At 66.0% G+C, this 17,663-nt stretch carries 17 protein-coding genes and 1 tRNA gene; all 18 read left to right on the top strand.

The genetic code is table 11. The features are described 5' to 3' along the window. Nucleotides 1–4 precede the first annotated feature (4 nt). On the top strand, nucleotides 5–412 hold the full coding sequence (locus tag FB478_RS11345; RefSeq protein ID WP_144600474.1) for a cytidine deaminase: 408 nt from the start codon (nucleotides 5–7) through the stop codon (nucleotides 410–412). Beyond that, a complete protein-coding gene (locus FB478_RS11340; protein ID WP_144600472.1) occupies nucleotides 409–1,725 on the top strand; it encodes a thymidine phosphorylase in 1,317 nt (438 codons plus the stop codon). The genes FB478_RS11345 and FB478_RS11340 overlap by 4 nt, the downstream gene beginning before the upstream one ends. A gap of 6 nt (nucleotides 1,726–1,731) precedes the next feature. Continuing rightward, nucleotides 1,732–2,361, top strand: a complete 630-nt coding sequence (locus FB478_RS11335; protein WP_018770203.1) for a DedA family protein — start codon at nucleotides 1,732–1,734, stop codon at nucleotides 2,359–2,361. Between the two features lie 134 nt (nucleotides 2,362–2,495). After that, entirely contained in the window at nucleotides 2,496–3,221 is a 726-nt protein-coding gene (locus FB478_RS11330) for a DedA family protein (protein ID WP_144600470.1), read from the top strand. 53 nt (nucleotides 3,222–3,274) lie between these two features. Continuing rightward, nucleotides 3,275–4,411, top strand: a complete 1,137-nt coding sequence (locus FB478_RS11325) for an adenosine deaminase (RefSeq protein ID WP_018770201.1) — start codon at nucleotides 3,275–3,277, stop codon at nucleotides 4,409–4,411. A 61-nt stretch (nucleotides 4,412–4,472) separates the two neighbouring features. Next, the gene (locus tag FB478_RS11320; RefSeq protein WP_018770200.1) at nucleotides 4,473–5,045 is read left to right on the top strand and encodes a MazG nucleotide pyrophosphohydrolase domain-containing protein; all 573 of its coding nucleotides are present in this window, start codon (nucleotides 4,473–4,475) and stop codon (nucleotides 5,043–5,045) included. Between the two features lie 118 nt (nucleotides 5,046–5,163). Continuing rightward, complete coding sequence (gene eno, locus FB478_RS11315) at nucleotides 5,164–6,444, top strand: phosphopyruvate hydratase (RefSeq protein ID WP_018770199.1); 1,281 nt, start codon at nucleotides 5,164–5,166, stop codon at nucleotides 6,442–6,444. Between the two features lie 137 nt (nucleotides 6,445–6,581). Further along, the gene (locus FB478_RS11310) at nucleotides 6,582–7,262 is read left to right on the top strand and encodes a septum formation initiator family protein (protein WP_018770198.1); all 681 of its coding nucleotides are present in this window, start codon (nucleotides 6,582–6,584) and stop codon (nucleotides 7,260–7,262) included. 27 nt (nucleotides 7,263–7,289) lie between these two features. Beyond that, nucleotides 7,290–7,961 carry a DUF501 domain-containing protein gene (locus FB478_RS11305; protein ID WP_018770197.1) on the top strand — a complete coding sequence of 224 codons (672 nt, stop codon included), beginning with the start codon at nucleotides 7,290–7,292 and terminating at the stop codon, nucleotides 7,959–7,961. Beyond that, nucleotides 7,958–8,905 carry a Ppx/GppA phosphatase family protein gene (locus FB478_RS11300; RefSeq protein WP_018770196.1) on the top strand — a complete coding sequence of 316 codons (948 nt, stop codon included), beginning with the start codon at nucleotides 7,958–7,960 and terminating at the stop codon, nucleotides 8,903–8,905. Before FB478_RS11305 ends, FB478_RS11300 begins: the two co-directional genes overlap by 4 nt. 3 nt (nucleotides 8,906–8,908) lie before the next feature. After that, nucleotides 8,909–10,318 carry a S8 family serine peptidase gene (locus FB478_RS11295; RefSeq protein ID WP_018770195.1) on the top strand — a complete coding sequence of 470 codons (1,410 nt, stop codon included), beginning with the start codon at nucleotides 8,909–8,911 and terminating at the stop codon, nucleotides 10,316–10,318. Between the two features lie 34 nt (nucleotides 10,319–10,352). Beyond that, nucleotides 10,353–11,819, top strand: a complete 1,467-nt coding sequence (locus FB478_RS11290) for an NAD(P)/FAD-dependent oxidoreductase (RefSeq protein ID WP_018770194.1) — start codon at nucleotides 10,353–10,355, stop codon at nucleotides 11,817–11,819. 110 nt (nucleotides 11,820–11,929) lie between these two features. Then, nucleotides 11,930–12,003, top strand: a tRNA-Leu gene (locus FB478_RS11285). 242 nt (nucleotides 12,004–12,245) lie between these two features. After that, nucleotides 12,246–13,478 carry a branched-chain amino acid ABC transporter substrate-binding protein gene (locus FB478_RS11280; protein ID WP_018770193.1) on the top strand — a complete coding sequence of 411 codons (1,233 nt, stop codon included), beginning with the start codon at nucleotides 12,246–12,248 and terminating at the stop codon, nucleotides 13,476–13,478. Nucleotides 13,479–13,634: 156 nt separating this feature from the next. Further along, the gene (locus tag FB478_RS11275; RefSeq protein WP_018770192.1) at nucleotides 13,635–14,642 is read left to right on the top strand and encodes a branched-chain amino acid ABC transporter permease; all 1,008 of its coding nucleotides are present in this window, start codon (nucleotides 13,635–13,637) and stop codon (nucleotides 14,640–14,642) included. Continuing rightward, nucleotides 14,639–15,886, top strand: a complete 1,248-nt coding sequence (locus FB478_RS11270) for a branched-chain amino acid ABC transporter permease (protein WP_018770191.1) — start codon at nucleotides 14,639–14,641, stop codon at nucleotides 15,884–15,886. Before FB478_RS11275 ends, FB478_RS11270 begins: the two co-directional genes overlap by 4 nt. Further along, nucleotides 15,883–16,830 carry an ATP-binding cassette domain-containing protein gene (locus FB478_RS11265; protein ID WP_018770190.1) on the top strand — a complete coding sequence of 316 codons (948 nt, stop codon included), beginning with the start codon at nucleotides 15,883–15,885 and terminating at the stop codon, nucleotides 16,828–16,830. Before FB478_RS11270 ends, FB478_RS11265 begins: the two co-directional genes overlap by 4 nt. Continuing rightward, nucleotides 16,823–17,530 carry an ABC transporter ATP-binding protein gene (locus FB478_RS11260; RefSeq protein ID WP_377204914.1) on the top strand — a complete coding sequence of 236 codons (708 nt, stop codon included), beginning with the start codon at nucleotides 16,823–16,825 and terminating at the stop codon, nucleotides 17,528–17,530. Before FB478_RS11265 ends, FB478_RS11260 begins: the two co-directional genes overlap by 8 nt. The last annotated feature ends 133 nt before the right edge of the window (nucleotides 17,531–17,663 follow it).

The raw sequence follows: 17,663 nt of genomic DNA, 5'->3' as shown, positions 1-17,663 counted from the left end.
AGCCATGGCCGGCACGCAGCCGGTGGACTGGGCCGCCCTGGAGGCGGCCGCAGTCGCCGCCATGAAGAACGCCTACGCCCCGTACTCGAAGTTCCCGGTGGGAGCCGCGGCCCTGACCGGGGATGGCCGGATTGTCAGCGGCTGCAACGTGGAGAACGCCAGCTACGGGCTGACGCTCTGCGCGGAATGCGCCCTGGTGGGAAACCTGCACATGACCGGCGGAGGCCTGCTCCGAGCGTTCTACTGCGTTGACGGGGCGGGGAACATCCTCATGCCCTGCGGCCGGTGCCGGCAGCTGTTGTACGAATTCCGCGCCCCGGATATGCAGCTCATGACTACCCAGGGCATCAAAACCATGGACCAGGTGCTGCCCGACGCCTTTGGTCCCGAACACCTGGAGGAGACCCGGTGAACGAGAGCAGGACTGAGGCGTTCGACGCCGTTGACATCATCCGCACCAAGCGGGACAAGGGAACGCTGAGCCCCGAACAGATCGACTGGACCATCGATGCCTACACCCGCGGAGCGATCGCGGATGAACAGATGGCAGCCCTGAACATGGCCATCCTGCTCAACGGCATGGATCGCGCCGAAATTGCCCGGTGGACCGCCGCAATGATTGCCTCCGGCGAACGGATGGATTTCTCCAGCCTCCGGCGCCCCGATGGCGGCCTGAAGTACACCACGGACAAGCATTCAACGGGCGGTGTGGGGGACAAGATCACCCTGCCGCTGGCCCCGCTCGTCGCAGTGTTCGGCGTGGCCGTTCCGCAGCTGTCAGGCCGTGGTCTGGGGCACACCGGCGGAACCCTGGACAAGCTGGAATCCATTCCCGGGTGGCGGGCCAACCTCTCCAATGACGAGATCCTGGCCCAGCTCCAGGACGTGGGGGCTGTGATCTGCGCCGCCGGAGCGGGCCTGGCGCCGGCGGACAAGAAGCTCTACGCCCTGCGCGACGTGACCGGCACCGTGGAGGCCATCCCGCTGATCGCGTCGTCCATCATGAGCAAGAAGATCGCCGAGGGCACCGGCTCGCTGGTCCTGGACGTTAAGGTGGGCAGCGGCGCGTTCATGAAAGACGAGGCCAAAGCCCGCGAACTCGCCGGGACCATGGTGGCGCTGGGCAAGGATGCGGGGGTCAACACGGTGGCGCTGCTGACCAACATGAACACCCCGCTGGGGCTCACCGCCGGCAACGCCATCGAGGTGGAGGAATCAGTGGAGGTGCTGGCGGGCGGCGGTCCCGATGACGTTGTGGAACTGACCGTCCGGCTCGCCGAGGAAATGCTCGCCTGCGCAGGAGTGCATGACGCCGACCCCGCTGCTGCCCTCAAGGACGGCCGGGCCATGGACGTCTGGAACCGGATGATCGCCGCCCAGGGAGGCGACCCCCGGGCCGCGCTGCCGGTGGCCAGGGAATCCGACGTCGTTTACGCTCCGGCGGACGGTGTGCTGGTGGAACTGGATGCACTCGCCGTAGGGGTGGCCGCCTGGCGGTTGGGCGCCGGACGTGCCCGCAAGGAGGATGCGGTCCAGGCGGGGGCGGGAGTGCGCATGCACGCAAAGCCCGGCGCCACAGTGCGCGCCGGGGAACCCCTGATGACCCTGCTCACGGACACCCCTGAGCGGTTCGCGCGGGCCAGGGAAGCCCTTGAACATGCCGTGGTCATCGCTCCGGAAGGTTCGCGGCCTGCCCAGCAGCTCATCATCGACCGCATAGCATAGGCACCAATGCAGGCCATCAATGACTTCATCCTCGCCGCAGCCGGGCAGCCCTGGGTGCTGGTACTGGTGCTGGCCTGCTGCATCATTGACGGCTTCTTCCCGCCCGTCCCCAGCGAATCCGTGGTGGTGGGCCTTGCAGCCGTCGCCGCCACCGCCGATGTGCCCAACCCGCTGCTCCTGGCCCTGGTGGCGGCCGCCGGTGCCTTCTCCGGTGACAACATCGCCTACCTCCTGGGCCGGCGGGTGGGCACCGGGCGCTGGGCCTGGATGCGCGGCCCGCGGATGCAAAGCGCGTTCCGCTGGGCGGGCCGCGAACTGCGGAAGCGTCCCGCCTCGCTGATCCTGGTGGCCCGCTTTGTCCCTATCGGGCGGGTGGCGGTCAACCTGACCGCCGGCGTCACCCACTACCCGCATCTTCGGTTCGTGGGCCTGACCATCCTGTCGGCCAGCCTCTGGGCCGGCTACTCGGTGGCGATCGGGCTTTTCTTCGGCCAGTGGTTCGAGGACAACCACCTCCTGGGCGCGGCAATCGCCATCGTGTGCGCCGTGGCCCTGGGCATTGTGGTGGACCTGGTAATCAACAAATTCCGGGGCAAACCCAACGTCGTGGAGCGGATCCGGGAACCCGGTGCCTGACCGGCGCGTTTAACCTGTAATTCCGGGCTTCGGGGCGTAGCGCATTGCGGCTCCCGCATGGGACACTTAGGAACGATTTCCGCTTTGGCTGCGGCACTTTGGCTGTGTCATTTTTTATACAGGAGCAACACCGCGTGGAGTTTATTAATGAGGCCGTGCTCCATGCAGCGGGCCAATGGTGGATTTACCCCGTCCTGTTGGTGTTCTTCTTCGTGGACGGCTTCGCCATGGTGGTCCCCAGTGAGACGCTGATCGTTGCGCTGGCGGCTTTTTCCCGTCACAGCGGCGAGCCCAATCTTTGGATCCTGGGCCTGACGGCCCTGGTCGGCGCCATCTGCGGCGACAACATGGCCTATATGCTCGGCCGGAAGATTGGCCTGGACCGGTGGGGGTGGATGCGCCGGCCCAAAGTCCGGAAGGTCTTCTCCTGGGCGCGGTATGAGCTTGAGAAGCGGGGTGCCGTACTGATCTTCACCGCCCGCTACATCCCCTGGGGCCGGGTGGCGGTCAACTACGTCGCCGGCAGCACCGGCTTCTCGCACCGCAGGTTCTTCGTCTTCGACGCCTTCGCCTGCGTCACCTGGGTGGGCTACTCCCTTGGTATCGGCGTGCTGGCCAGCTCGTTCCCCTGGCTGCACCACAACCCCCTGCTGAGCGCGGGTATCGCCGTCGTGTTCGCGATTGTCCTGGGCATCGTCATTGACCACCTGCTGCGCTGGTGGCACAAACGGCTGGGCCGGAACGACGCACCTGACGCGGACGGGTGGAGCGATGAAACCTCCGGCTCCGGCCACGAGGGACGACCCGGCACCCAGGCCCTTGTAATGCCGTCGGCAGAGGCCGGTCCCGCGGCCAAGTAGCGCCGGGCTTTGAACGGCTGGCTTTGAACTCTGGCCCACCCTAAGGTGGGAACGTGACTGAGCCTATTGTTGACGCTGCCCCTGCCATCGATTTTGACCTGAAGAGCCTGCCCAAGGTTTCCCTTCACGACCACCTGGACGGAGGACTCCGTCCGGCCACCATCATCGAACTGGCGGAGGCCGTAGGCCACACGCTCCCCTCGACCGACCCGGTGGCCCTGGGGCAGTGGTTCCGGGAGTCAGCGGATTCCGGATCCCTGGTCCGCTACCTGGAGACGTTCGACCACACCGTTGCCGTGATGCAGACCTACGACGGTCTGTTCCGCGTCGCGAAGGAGTTCGTTGAGGACCTCGCCGACGACGGCGTGGTGTACGGCGAAGTGCGTTGGGCCCCCGAGCAGCACCTCCAGAAGGGCCTGAGCCTTGATGAAGCCGTGGAAGCGGTTCAGGATGGCCTGGAGGCCGGCGTCGAAGCCGTGTCCGAAAGTGGCCGCGAAATCCAGGTGGGCCAGCTGATCACCGCCATGCGGCACGCCGACCGTGGCCAGGAGATCGCCGAACTGGCCGTCCGCCACCGCAACAAGGGCGCAGTGGGTTTTGACATCGCCGGGGCCGAGGACGGCTTCCTGCCCAGCCGCTTCAGGGACGCCTTCACCTACCTGGCCCAGCACAATTTCCCTGCCACGGTTCACGCCGGCGAGGCGGCCGGGCTGGAGAGCATCCAGTCCGCGCTGGTGGACGGCCGCGCCCTCCGCCTGGGCCACGGCGTCCGGATCGCCGAGGACATCATGGTGGAATTCGACGACGACGGGGAAGCCGGGGACACTGTTGGCCTGGTCACCCTCGGGGACCTCTCCAGCTGGATCCGCGACCGCGGCATCGCCCTGGAAATCTGCCCGTCCTCAAACCTCCAGACCGGCGCGATTGCAGAATTCGGTGAGGGCATCGAGAGCCACCCGCTGGACATGCTCTACCAGCTGGGCTTCAACGTCACCATCAACACGGACAACCGCCTGATGAGCGGCGTCACCCTGACCGACGAGTTCAACCTGCTGGTGGAAACCTTCGACTACGACCTCGACGACCTGCTGGAGCTGACCCTCAATGCCGCCGAAGCGTCCTTCCTGCCCCTGGAGGAAAAGGAAGCGCTGGTGGAATACATCAACGACGCCTACGCCAACCTTGGCTGACCAGGCGCCCGTCGGGAGGCTCGTCACTGTCATAGGGCAGCTGCGTGAGCACTGTCCCTGGATGGGCGCCCTGACACACGCCTCGCTGGTGGAGTACCTCCTGGAGGAGGCGTACGAGGTGGCCGAAACCATCGAGGAGGGCCACCCCGACGCCGAACTCCAGGGCGAGCTGGGCGACGTCCTGCTCCAGGTGGTGCTGCACGCCCGGCTGGCCGAGGAACGCGGTGCGTTCAAGTTCGACGACGTGGCGCGCGGCCTGGCTGCCAAAATGATCCGCCGGAACCCGCACGTGTTCCAACCTGACGGTTCCCTGCAGGAGAGCTTCCCGGCCACCGTTGAGGAGATCGAGCAGAAGTGGGACGAGGTCAAGCGGGCCGAACGCCCGGAGCGGCCCAGCGCCTTTGAGGGCATCCCGGAGGCCCTCCCGGCGCTGGCCAAGGCCCAAAAGTCGCTGGACCGTGCCGCCCGCGCGGGCCTCGGGCTTCCCGACGGCGCTGCCGTCCCTCAAAGCGAGGAGGAACTCGGAAACCTGCTGCTCGCCGTCGTGCGTTCCGCCCGTGACAACGGCATGGACGCTGAGCGTGCCCTCCGTGCCGCGGTCCGCCGTTACCAAGGCGGCCACGCGCCATCATGACGTCACGGCCCCGGCCGGTTTGAGTAACCCGGACCACTCTCGACTACGCTAGTCCCTGACGAGTACGTCGAGTTTTTTGCCTGATTCCCCCCGTTAATCGCCCATAAGGAGCAAATTCATGGCGCTTATCGATGCCATCCACGCCCGCGAGATCCTCGATTCCCGTGGCAACCCCACCGTAGAAGTTGAAGTCCTGCTTTCCGACGGCCAGATCGGCCGCGCGGCCGTTCCCTCCGGCGCTTCCACCGGCGAGCACGAGGCCGTCGAACTGCGCGACGGCGACAAGGGCCGCTACCTCGGCAAGGGCGTGCAGAAGGCCGTCGACGCCGTGATCGACCAGATTGCCCCCGCCCTGACCGGCTTCGACGCCACCGACCAGCGCAGCATCGACCAGGCCATGCTGGACCTGGACGGCACCCCCAACAAGGGCAAGCTGGGCGCCAACGCCATCCTGGGCGTCTCCCTGGCGGTCGCCAACGCAGCCGCGGCCTCTGCCGACCTGCCGCTCTACAAGTACCTGGGCGGCCCCAACGCGCATGTCCTGCCCGTGCCGCTGATGAACATCCTCAACGGTGGATCCCACGCCGATTCCGACGTCGACATCCAGGAATTCATGATCGCCCCGATCGGCGCCGAGACCTTCTCCGAGGGCCTGCGCTGGGGCGTCGAGGTGTACCACAACCTCAAGTCCGTGCTCAAGGAAAAGGGCCTGTCCACCGGCCTCGGCGACGAAGGCGGCTTCGCCCCGAACCTGCCGTCCAACCGTGCAGCACTGGACCTGATCCAGGAAGCCATCAAGAACGCCGGCTACACCCCGGGCAAGGACATCGCCCTGGCCCTGGACGTTGCCTCCTCCGAATTCTTCAAGGACGGCGCCTACCAGTTCGAAGGCAAAGCGCTCTCCGCCACCGAGATGAGCGCTTACTACGCCGAACTCGTGGCCGACTACCCGCTGGTCTCCATCGAAGACCCGCTGGACGAGAACGACTGGGAAGGCTGGAAGACCCTCACCGACACCATCGGCGACAAGGTCCAGCTGGTGGGCGACGACCTGTTCGTCACCAACCCCTCCATCCTGCAGCGCGGCATCGACACCAAGACCGCCAACTCCCTGCTGGTCAAGGTCAACCAGATCGGTTCCCTGACCGAGACCCTGGACGCCGTCAGCCTGGCCCAGCGCGCCGGCTACACCACCATCACCTCGCACCGCTCCGGCGAAACCGAGGACACCACCATCGCCGACATCTCGGTGGCCACCAACGCCGGCCAGATCAAGACCGGCGCCCCGGCCCGCTCCGAGCGCGTCGCCAAGTACAACCAGCTGCTGCGCATCGAAGAGGAACTCGACGACGCCGCACGCTACGCCGGACGCAGCGCGTTCCCGCGTTTCAAGGGCTAGTAACCGCCTAAACCCATCCGCGGTGGCTATGGTTGAAAGACCATAGCCACCGCTGTTGTTTCCAGCAGCATTTGTTTCAGCAGTGTTTGTCCAGCACAGATAGTGGCTGCCCAGGCAGGCTGCGTTTCAGGAGTGTCATGGCTACCCGCCGCCCCAAAGTTCCCAAGGTCGCCCCCGCCCGTCCAGCCAAGGAAACGGCCGACGACGGATCCGCCGGCGGTGCCGAGGTCATCCGGGCGGATTTCCGGCCGGGCAAGGGCGCCGCTACGACGGACAAAGCACCGGCGGGCGATAACCCGGGGCGTGGAACTGCGGGCAAGGCCGCGGCGAAGGCAGGGCAGGCAGCCAAGTCCGGGCCTTCCGCCGCACGCAAGGGCAGCAGTTCCGTTGACGGCAAGAGCGTCCGGGACGGCGATGAGGATCAGCACCCTGTCCCCGCCAAGGCGTTCTCCGGCCGCATGCTGGCGCTGGCCGTGGTGATGATTGCCATCACCATCATGCTGGCGCCCACGGTGAAGATCTTCTTCGACAAAAAGGCCGAAATCGACGCGCTGAACGCCGATATCGCCGCACGCCAGGCGGAAGGCGATGCCCTCCGGCAGCAGGTTTCGCGGTGGCAGGACCCCAACTACGTCAAACAGCAGGCCCGCGACCGCATTAACATGGTTATGCCGGGCGAAACCGGCTACTGGGTTTTTGGCAGCGATGAGCCGGCCGGAGAAAGCAGTAGCCCCGCCGGCGCAGCAGCACAAGACCCCGCCGATCTGCCGTGGGTGGATTCCCTGTGGGAGTCCATCAGGCGCGCGGCCACAGACTGAACCGCACAGGAAGGACGGCCCGCGAACATGGAACACAACACGGCAGCCGCCCGGGACGAATCCCGCCAACCGACAGCACACGACCTTGAAGTACTGAGCAGGCAGCTGGGACGCCCCGTCCGCGACGTCGTGGAGATTCCGGCGCGCTGCGTCTGTGGAAACCCCCTGGTGGCTGCCACCGCCCCGCGCCTCAGCAACGGCACCCCCTTTCCCACCACCTTCTACCTGACGCACCCGGTGATCACATCCGCGGTTTCCAGGCTTGAAGCGGCCGGCGTCATGAACAGCATGAATGAACAACTGGCAGGCGATGCCGGGCTCGCGGCTGCCTACCGCTCAGCACACGAGGAGTACCTCGCTGCCCGCGCGGCCATCGGGGAGCGTTCGGGCATCGGCGCTGTGCCTGAAATCGACGGCGTCTCCGCCGGCGGGATGCCCACGCGCGTCAAATGCCTGCACGTCCTGGTGGGCCACTCCCTGGCGGCAGGCAGCGGCGTCAATCCCTTAGGCGACCAGGCGCTTGACATGATCAGCGAATGGTGGACGGCGGACAGGTGTTACTGCGACGGTGCCTGGGACACCACAGGCGAGGCACCGTCCAGGGACCTCAGCCGCCACGGACCGCAGGGCCTGCCGGACATCGTGGGGCGCCCTGCCCCCGTGCGGAAGTCCGCCGGCGCCGCAGAGGCCGCCGAATGACCCGCGTGGCCGCCATAGACTGCGGCACCAACTCCATCCGGCTGCTGATTGCGGACATCGACCGCAGCAGCGGCGCCGCGAACCTCACCGACGTCGTCCGGGAGATGCGCGTGGTCCGGCTGGGCCAGGGCGTGGATGCTACCGGCGAACTGGCCCCGGAGGCGCTGGACCGGACCTTTGCCGCAGCGGCTGACTACGCCCGGCTGATCAAGGAGCGCGGCGCGGAGCGGATCCGCTTTGTGGCCACCTCCGCAAGCCGCGATGCGCGCAACCGGGACGTCTTCGTGGACGGCATCAGGGACCTGCTGGGAGTGGAACCTGAGGTGATCTCCGGGGACGAGGAAGCGGCACTGTCATTCGCCGGCGCCAGCAGCGTCCTGCCCATCCTCGACGGCCACCAGGTGCTGGTGGTGGACCTCGGCGGCGGAAGCACCGAATTCGTCCTCGGCACTGCAGCCGGGGTAACCGCGGCAAAGTCCGTGGACATCGGCTGTGTCCGGCTCACCGAACGGCACCTGCGCAACGATCCTCCCACCGCCGAACAGATCGCTGCCGCGGAAGCCGACGTGGACGCTGCCATGGCCCGCGCCGGGCGCGACGTACCGCTGGAACGTGCCACCGCCGTCGTCGGTGTTGCCGGGTCCGTCACCACCATTACCGCGCACGCGCTCCGCCTGCCCGGGTATTCCCCCGCCGCAATCCACGGCGCCGAACTCCCCATCGGGGAAGTCCGCGCCGCCGCCACCGACCTGCTGGGCATGACCCGGGCGCGCCGCGCGGCACTGCCGTACATGCACCCGGGACGCGTGGACGTCATCGGCGCCGGGGGACTGGTATGGCGCCGCATCCTGGAACGGATGGGGGAGCTGACCGGGGGGCGCATCACCGCGGCCACCGCAAGCGAGCACGACATCCTCGACGGCATCGCGCTGAGCATCGGTTAGGCCATGCACTCCACCCCAGCTTCCATCCCGCTCCTGCCCCGTGCGGCGGCCGCCGCCGTAGCCGTCCTCCTGGCAGCGTCCTGCCTGTGCGCCGGCCTCTTCACTGCACCCGCCGCAAACGCCGACGAATGGCGCGACAAGGAATACTGGCTGGCAGACTCCGGTATTACCAAGGCCTGGGAGGTGTCAAAAGGTGCCGGCGTCAAGGTGGCCGTCATTGACAGCGGCATCGACGCCCAGCACCCGGACCTCAAAGGCGCGGTCGTCGGCGGTTACGACGCCTCGGGCTCCGGCCAGCCCGACGGCCAGAAAAGCGTCGGCTCCAAACCCGAACACGGCACCTTGGTGGCCACCATGCTGGCCGGCCGCGGACACCAGCCGGCCAGTGCAAGCCCCAGCCCGGGTCCCGGGCAGCCCGGCACTCCGCCGGACGGGATCATGGGCGTGGCGCCGGAGGCCCAGCTTTTGTCCGTTTCCACCTGGCTGGGCTCGGCCAACCCCTCGGGCAAAAGCGACCAGGACCAGATTCCCGAGGCCGTCCGCTGGGCCGTGGACAACGGCGCCAAGGTGATCAACATTTCGCTGGGCAGCACCACCCCGCAGTGGCCGCAAAGCTGGGACGCCGCGTTCCTGTACGCAGAACAAAAGGACGTGGTCATCGTTGCCGCCGCGGGCAACCGCGTGGGCGGCAACACCCAGGTGGGCGCCCCCGCCACCATCCCCGGCGTACTCACCGTGGCGGGCCTGGACCGGAAGAACGTGGCCAGCGTGGACGCCTCATCGCAGGGGATCAGCATCGGGGTGGCTGCCCCCGCAGAGAACCTCCTGGGCGGCCTCCCCGGCGGGAGCTACGCGGAGTGGGCCGGGACCTCCGGGTCCACGCCCATCGTTTCCGGCGTCGCCGCCCTGATCCGGTCCAAGTGGCCGGACATGAGCGCCGAACAGGTGATCAACAGGATCGTCTCCACGGCAAAGGATGCCGGCCCTCCGGGCAAGGACCCGCTGTACGGCTATGGCATCCTGAACGCCGAGGCCGCGCTCAAGGCCGACGTCCCCCAGGTGTCGGTGAACCCGTTGGGCACCGTAGCCGAATGGATCCGCGTGCACCGGCGCGGCAACGCCGCGCCTGCAACTCCCCAGCCCACCGCCACCTCAGCGCCCATCGCGGCACCCACGCTGCCGGACGCCACCGTCCCGGCCGCCAAGGCACCCTCTCAGCGCGACACTGCCATCGGCGCCGCCGTCGTGATCGGTTTTGCCGTCCTGTTCGTGGCGATCATCGCTGCTGCCGGCATCTCGCTCCGGAGGGCTGCCCGGAACCCGGCCCTTGCCCGGGAGGAGCCGGAGACAGGGGTAGTGGAACAGGTGCAATCGCGCAGTAATCCGCACGTTACGGACCGGGGGGCAAGTTAGTGAAGATTTTCACAAACTGCGCTATCCTTAAACTATGGCAACCACCCCACAGCTCCAGGACCGTCCCAGGGTACTCGTCGTCGGCGGCGGGTACGTCGGCCTGTACGTAGCACTGAAACTGCAGAAGAAGATCGCGAATGCCGGTGGCATCGTCACCGTCGTCGATCCGCTGCCCTACATGACCTACCAGCCCTTCCTCCCCGAGGTGGCCGGCGGCAACATCGAGGCCCGCCACGCGGTGGTGTCCCACCGCCAGCACCTCAAGCAGACGGAACTGATCCAGGGCCGCGTTACCTCGATCGACCACGAAAACCGCACAGCTGTGGTGGCTCCCGCCGACGGCGGCGAAAACTTTGAAATTCCGTACTTCGACGTCGTGCTCGCAGCCGGCGCCATCACCCGCACGTTCCCCATCAAGGGCCTGGCGGACAAGGGCATTGGCCTGAAGACCATCGAGGAAGCCGTTGCGCTGCGCAACAAGCTGCTGGAGCGCATCGAGGTTGCCTCCACCATGACGGACCCCGCCGCACGCGCCCGCGCCCTCACCTTCGTGGTGGTCGGCGGCGGCTTTGCCGGCATCGAGTGCATCACCGAGATGGAAGACCTCGCCCGCGCAGCCGTGCGCAACAACCCCCGCATCAAGCAGGAGGAAGTCCGCTTCGTCCTGGTCGAAGCCATGGGCCGCATCATGCCCGAGGTCACCGCCAAGCAGGCCGAGTGGGTTGTGGAACACCTGCGCAGCCGCGGCATCGAGGTCCTCCTGAACACCTCGCTGGACAGCGCCGAAGGCACCCTGAAGCTCATCAACCTTCCGGACAAAACCCCCGCCCAGGAATTCGAAGCCGACACCCTGGTGTGGACGGCCGGCGTGCAGGCCAACCCGATGGTCCGCTCCACCGACTTCCCGCTCGAGCCCCGCGGCCGCGTCCGCGTCCTGCCGGACCTGCGCATTGCCGGGGACGAAGGCATCGTGGAGAACGCGTGGGCCGCAGGCGACATCGCCGCCGTTCCGGACCTCACCGGCAAGGGTCTGCCTGACGGCACCTGCGTCCCCAACGCCCAGCACGCCCTGCGCCAGGCCAAGCGCCTTGCCAAGAACCTGTGGGCTTCGCGCTGGGACAAGCCGCTGGCTGACTACAAGCACAAGAACCTTGGTGCGGTGGCCGGCTTCGGCGAATGGAAGGGCGTTGCCAACATCAACCTCCTGGGCCGGATCGGCCTCAAGGGCCCGCTGGCGTGGCTGGCCCACCGCGGCTACCACGGCATGGCCATGCCCACGTTCGAGCGCAAGTTCCGCGTGATCTTCAACTGGATCATCGGCTTCTTCGCCGGCCGGGACACCACCCAGCTCATGGACCTGGACAACCCCCGCGGCGCCTTCGTCGCGGCAGCTACCCCCGCCCCGAAGCCGGCAGCCGCACCAGCGGCAGTTCCGGCCGGCGGCTCTGGTTCAACCGCCACCACCGCTGCCAAGGAAACGGTGGCGGCCAACGCCAAGTAGTGCGTCTGCTCCCGCTTTACAGCGTCCGACGGCGGCCGTCCCCTTTGCGGGGCCGGCCGCCGTCGGCGTTTCCAGCCAACGTGCCATTCACAGGTACCATTGACCCCGGCGCCCCAGTAGCCCAATTGGCAGAGGCAGCGGACTTAAAATCCGCGTGTTGTGGGTTCGAGTCCCACCTGGGGTACAGACTGTCCCGGCACGGCGCTGCCGTCCCGGCGTTCCGAAAGCCGCCTGCCCAGCAGGCGGCTTTCGGCGTTTAATGCCCCACAGGAAACTACTGTTATAAGGCTGTGACCTCAGTCACTTAGGTTCGCTGGCGTCTATGCACTAGCTTGAAGCTAAATCAGGAATACCTGGTCCCGCTCCGGGCGCCACAGCGCCCGTTCCGCACCCGCATCGCACGGTCCTGTTTCGGAAGGCAGATTAATGTACCGAAAGAAAGTCCTCACTTCGTTGGCAGCGGCAGCCACGTTCAGCATGCTGCTGTCGGCCTGCGCCAACCAAGCAGGCCCCAGCAACACCGAGAGCTCCGGCTCGTCCAACAAAGTGAACATCCCCGCCATTTCGAAAGTGGACGTTCCCTCCGGCGCGGTCAAGCCCGCCGGCGACGGCAAGGCGACCTGCCCGGCCACCACCACGCTGGCCTACGCCGGCGCCCAGACCGGCCCCAACGCGCAGCTCGGCGTCAACATTTTCAACGGCATCCAGCTGGCCATCGACCAGCACAACAAGGCCAACCCGGGCTGCCAGGTGCAGTTCAAGAAGTTCGATACCGAAGGCGACCCCAACAAGGCCACCGGCCCCGTCACCCAGCTGGTGAGCGAGCCGGACATCCTGGGTGTGGTCGGCCTCCCGTTCTCGGGTGAGTCCAAAGCCACGGGCAACATCTTCGAGCAGAAGGGCCTGGTGCACATCACGCCGTCGGCCACCAACCCGGGCCTGACCAACAACGGCTGGACCACCTTCTTCCGGGGCCTCGGCAATGACGCCGTCCAGGGTCCGGCGGCCGCCAAGTTCCTCACCGGGAAGCTCGGCGCCAAGAAGGTCTACCTGGTCCAGGATGATTCCGACTACGGCATCGGCCTGGGAACCTCCACCTCTGCCGGCCTGGGCAGCGCACTGGCGGGGACGGAAAAGGTGACCACCGGGCAGAAGGACTTCTCGGCAGTCATTTCCAAGATCATGAACGCCAAGGCGGACGCCGTCTTCTACGCCGGCTACTACGCAGAGGGCGCCCCGTTCGACCAGCAGCTGGTCGGCAAGGGGTTCACGGGAACGTTCGTGGCACCGGATGGCGTCAAGGATGACCAGTTCATCAAGCAGGCAGGCGATGCTTCCAACAACGCCTACTTCACCTGCCCCTGCATCCCCGGTGAGCTGATTCCTGATTTTGCATCGGCTTACAAGGACATCGCCAAGGGTGCAGAACCCGGTACGTACTCTATCGAGGGCTACGACGCCGCAACCGTGCTCCTGTCCGGGATCGACGCCGGCAAGCAGAACCGCGCCGACCTGCTTGCCTGGGTCAAGGCCTACGACAAGGACGGCCTGAGCAAGCACTACAAGTGGGATGCGAAGGGCGAGCTCCAGGCCCCGACCGTGTACGGCTACAAGGTGGAAAACGGGAAGATCGTTCCCATCGGCCCCATCGGGGAGTAGCAGCCCGGCGCAAGACAATGGCTGTGGGGGCCAGCATCAGCAGGCCCCCACAGCCTTTTCTTCGCTTGGCAGCAGCCCAGGACCAAACTACGTCAATAGACACAAGTCCCACGGCCGGGCCCACAAGGCCGCGTGCAACTGGATCAGGATGTTCCCATGCTTCCCTCTCTTGTCCCACTACTCCCGACTGAAAACGACTGGATCACCTTCGACATACCGTCCCTGGCCCAGAACTTCTGGAGTGCCACCTTTGACGGCCTCACCTTCGGGGCCATCTACGCGCTCGTAGCGCTGGGCTACACCCTGGTCTACGGCGTGCTGAACCTGATCAACTTCGCCCACTCGGAAGTGTTCATCGTCGGCTGCTACGCAGTCTTCTTCACCCTCAGCAGCCTGGGCTTCGGCCCCTCGGTTCCCCGGCTCGACATCTGGGCGATCATCCTGAACCTGTTGCTGGCGCTGGTTTTGGCCATGGTTGCCTCGGCCGTCACAGCCTTCCTGCTGGAACGCATCGCATACAAACCCCTTCGGCGACGCAACGCCCCCCGCCTGGTCTTCCTGATCACGGCCATTGGTGCTTCCTTCACCATCCAGTACCTGATCTACCTGTGGCGTGGTCCCAGCCCCGAGCTTGCCCTGACCATGTTCCGGCCCACCCCCATCTTCGACGTCTTCGGCACCATCATCGATTCCCAGCAGCTGGTGATCATCATCGCCGCGGTGATCATGATGGTGGGCATCGACAGGTTCATCAGCAAGTCCCGCACCGGCCGCGGCATCCGGGCCGTTGCCCAGGATCCTGATACCGCAACATTGATGGGCGTCAACAAAGAGCGCATCATTATTACCACCTTCGTCATCGGAGGCCTGCTCGCAGGAGCCGCCGCCTTGTTCTATGTCATGAAAATCCCGTCCGGTGTCCAGTACAGCGGCGGATTCGTCCTGGGCATCAAGGCCTTCGCGGCCGCTGTGCTCGGCGGCATCGGCAACGTCCGCGGCGCCCTGCTGGGCGGCCTGCTGCTCGGCCTGATCGGCAACTACGGCCAGATCCTGCTGGGCAACTCGCAGTGGACCGACGTCGTGGCCTTCGTGGTGCTGGTGCTCGTGCTGCTGCTGCGGCCCGAAGGCATCCTGGGAACCTCCCTTGGAAGGAGCAAAGCATGAGCATGACGGACGGCCCCACACCGCTGCAGACAGCGGCGGCCCAACAGGCAGCAGAGGACCGCGAAGCTTCCTCGAAGGCCGCAGGAAAGAGCGACCTCCGCCAGCGGGGCAGACGCAAGTCCGGGTACTTCTCCGACCGGTGGCACGCACTGTCCCGGCAACAGCAGTGGGCGTTCCTGATTATCGTCGTCGTCCTGGCCTACCTGCTCCCGCTGATGAACCCGCCCATCATCACCACCGAGCCCGGCAACAACTTCGCCCTGGCCTGCTTCGACATGGCCCGGTTCGCACTGATCGCCGTCGGCCTCAACGTGGTGGTGGGATACGCCGGCCTCCTGGACCTGGGATACGTCGCCTTCTTTGCCGTGGGCTCCTACTGCGCAGCAATGCTGACCAGTCCGGACTCGCCCTTCCTGCATATCCCATACCTGTGGACCATTCCGATCGCCATGGCCGTCACCATGTTCTTCGGCGTCGTGCTGGGCGTGCCCACCCTGCGCCTTCGAGGCGACTACCTGGCCATCGTGACGCTCGGATTCGGCGAAATCGTCCGCATCCTGGCCACGATCATCCCGGCAATGAAGGGCCAGGTGGGCTTCCAGAACGTTGGCCACCCGCCGGGTACCGAGGCTGACGGAACGCCCATCTTCTCCAACTCGAACGGCGTGCCCTGGTACTGGCTGACGTTGACCATCATCATCATCGTCACCCTCCTGGTAGGCAACCTGGAACGCAGCCGGGTTGGCCGCGCCTGGATCGCCATCCGTGAAGACGAGGACGCCGCCGAAATCATGGGCGTTCCCACCTTCAAATACAAGGTGTGGGCCTTCGCCATCGGCGCAGCGATCGGCGGACTATCCGGCGCCCTCTTCGCCGGGCAGGTGGGGTTCGTCAACAACCAGAAATTCGACGTCACCACGTCCATCCTGTTCCTCGCCGCCGTCGTGCTTGGCGGAGCGGGCAACAAGGTTGGTGCCATCCTTGGCGGCGCCCTGGTCAGCTACATCCCGCTGAGGTTCACGGCCATTGCCGAATACAAGTACCTGATCTTCGGCATTGCCCTGGTGCTGATCATGATCTTCCGTTCCCAGGGACTGCTCCCGGCACGGCAGCGGTTGCTCGCCTACGGACGGACTGCTCTGAACAAGGTGGTCACCCGCGAGGTCACCCAGCCCAAGGACACGGACAATCCACCAGCCGGTCCCGACACCCGGGCGGCCGGACAGAGAGGAGCGGAGGCATGAGCTCCGAGGAAAGGCACGGCGGCTCCAGCAGCGTGGAGGAACAGCCGGCAAGTGATGGCTCCGCGGCTGTTGCGCCCGAGATCGACATCGAAGCCCTGGCAGAGGCCGGCGTGGACCCGGAACTTGCCGAGAAGGTGGCCCCGGACCGCGACATCGCGGTCAAGGTGGGCGACAACATCGTGGAAGTCCAGAACCTGACCATCAAGTTCGGCGGCCTCGTGGCGCTGGACAACATCAGCTTCAACATCAAGCGGGGCGAGATCCTGGGCCTCATCGGGCCCAACGGCGCCGGCAAGACCACCTGCTTCAACGCGATGACCGGCGTTTACAAGCCCACCAGCGGGAAGGTGGTGCTGGAAGGCCAGGTCCTGAACGGCATCAAGCAGCACAAGATCACCCGCCTGGGCCTGTCCCGCACCTTCCAGAACATCCGCCTGTTCGGTGAGATGACCGCCCTCGAAAACGTGGTGGTGGGCCTGGACGCCCGGCACCGGACCAGCGTCGGCGGGGCGCTGCTGCGCCTGCCCACCCACATCAGGGAGGAGAAGTCCGCCATCGAACGGGGCATGGCCCTGCTGGACTTCGTTGGCATCGGCAGCCACGCGCATGTCCTGTCCCGGCAACTGCCGTACGGCTACCAGCGCCGCCTGGAGATTGCCCGGGCCCTGGCAACCGATCCGAAGGTCCTGTGCCTCGACGAGCCTGCGGCCGGATTCAATCCTGCCGAAAAGGAAGAACTGATGGCGCTCATCCGCACCATCAGGGATGAGGGCTACACCGTGCTGCTGATTGAGCACGACATGAAGCTCGTGATGGGCGTGACGGACCGGATCGTCGTGCTGGAATTCGGGAAGAAGATTGCGGATGGACTGCCGCGCGAGATCCGCGAGGACCCGCGCGTTATTGCCGCCTACCTAGGAGAGCCCGAAGATGACGTTGCTTGAACTTAAGGACGTTTCCGTGCACTACGGCCGCATCCAGGCCCTGCGGAACATCTCCTTCACCGTGGATGAAGGTGAAGTCGTGGCGCTGATCGGCGCCAACGGTGCCGGCAAAACCACCACGATGCGGACAATCTCCGGGTTGCTGAACTGCTCGGAAGGCCGGATCATGTTCGCCGGCCAGGACATCACCAAGATGAAGGCCCATATCCGGGTGGTCCACGGAATCTCCCAGGCCCCCGAAGGCCGCGGTATCTTCCCGGGCATGACCGTCATGGAAAACCTCGATATGGGCACTTTCGGACGCAAGGACAGAAGCGGGGTGGGGAAGGACCTGGACCGCGTGTTCGACCTGTTTCCCCGCCTGAAGGAGCGGGAAAAGCAGTACGGGGGCACCATGTCCGGCGGCGAGCAGCAGATGCTGGCCATTGGGCGGGCCCTGATGTCCAACCCGAAGCTGCTGCTCCTGGACGAGCCCTCCATGGGCCTGGCACCACAGTTCATCCGCCAGATTTTCAAGATCATCAAGGAAATCAACAACCAGGGCACCACCGTCCTGATGGTGGAACAGAACGCCAACCAGGCCCTGGCCGGGGCACACCGCGCCTTCGTGCTGGAGACCGGGGAGATCACCCACAGCGGAACAGGAAAGCAGTTGCTGGACGACCCGTCCATCAAGGAGGCCTACCTGGGGGTGGGGTAGTTCGCCGCACGGGGCCCGGTGCCTGGAAAGGTGCAACGGTCACGGTTCGGTTGCAACCGGGCCCCAAGGGAACTTTCCCTGCTGCCTCCGCGTGGGAATTGGTAGCGTAACAAAAAGCTCATCACCCACATCC

The sequence above is a fragment of the Arthrobacter sp. AG367 genome, from assembly GCF_007828995.1.
Lineage (GTDB): Bacteria > Actinomycetota > Actinomycetes > Actinomycetales > Micrococcaceae > Arthrobacter.
The sequence above is the reverse complement of the archived record's forward strand: the minus strand, read 5'-3'. Positions and strand labels throughout refer to the sequence as shown.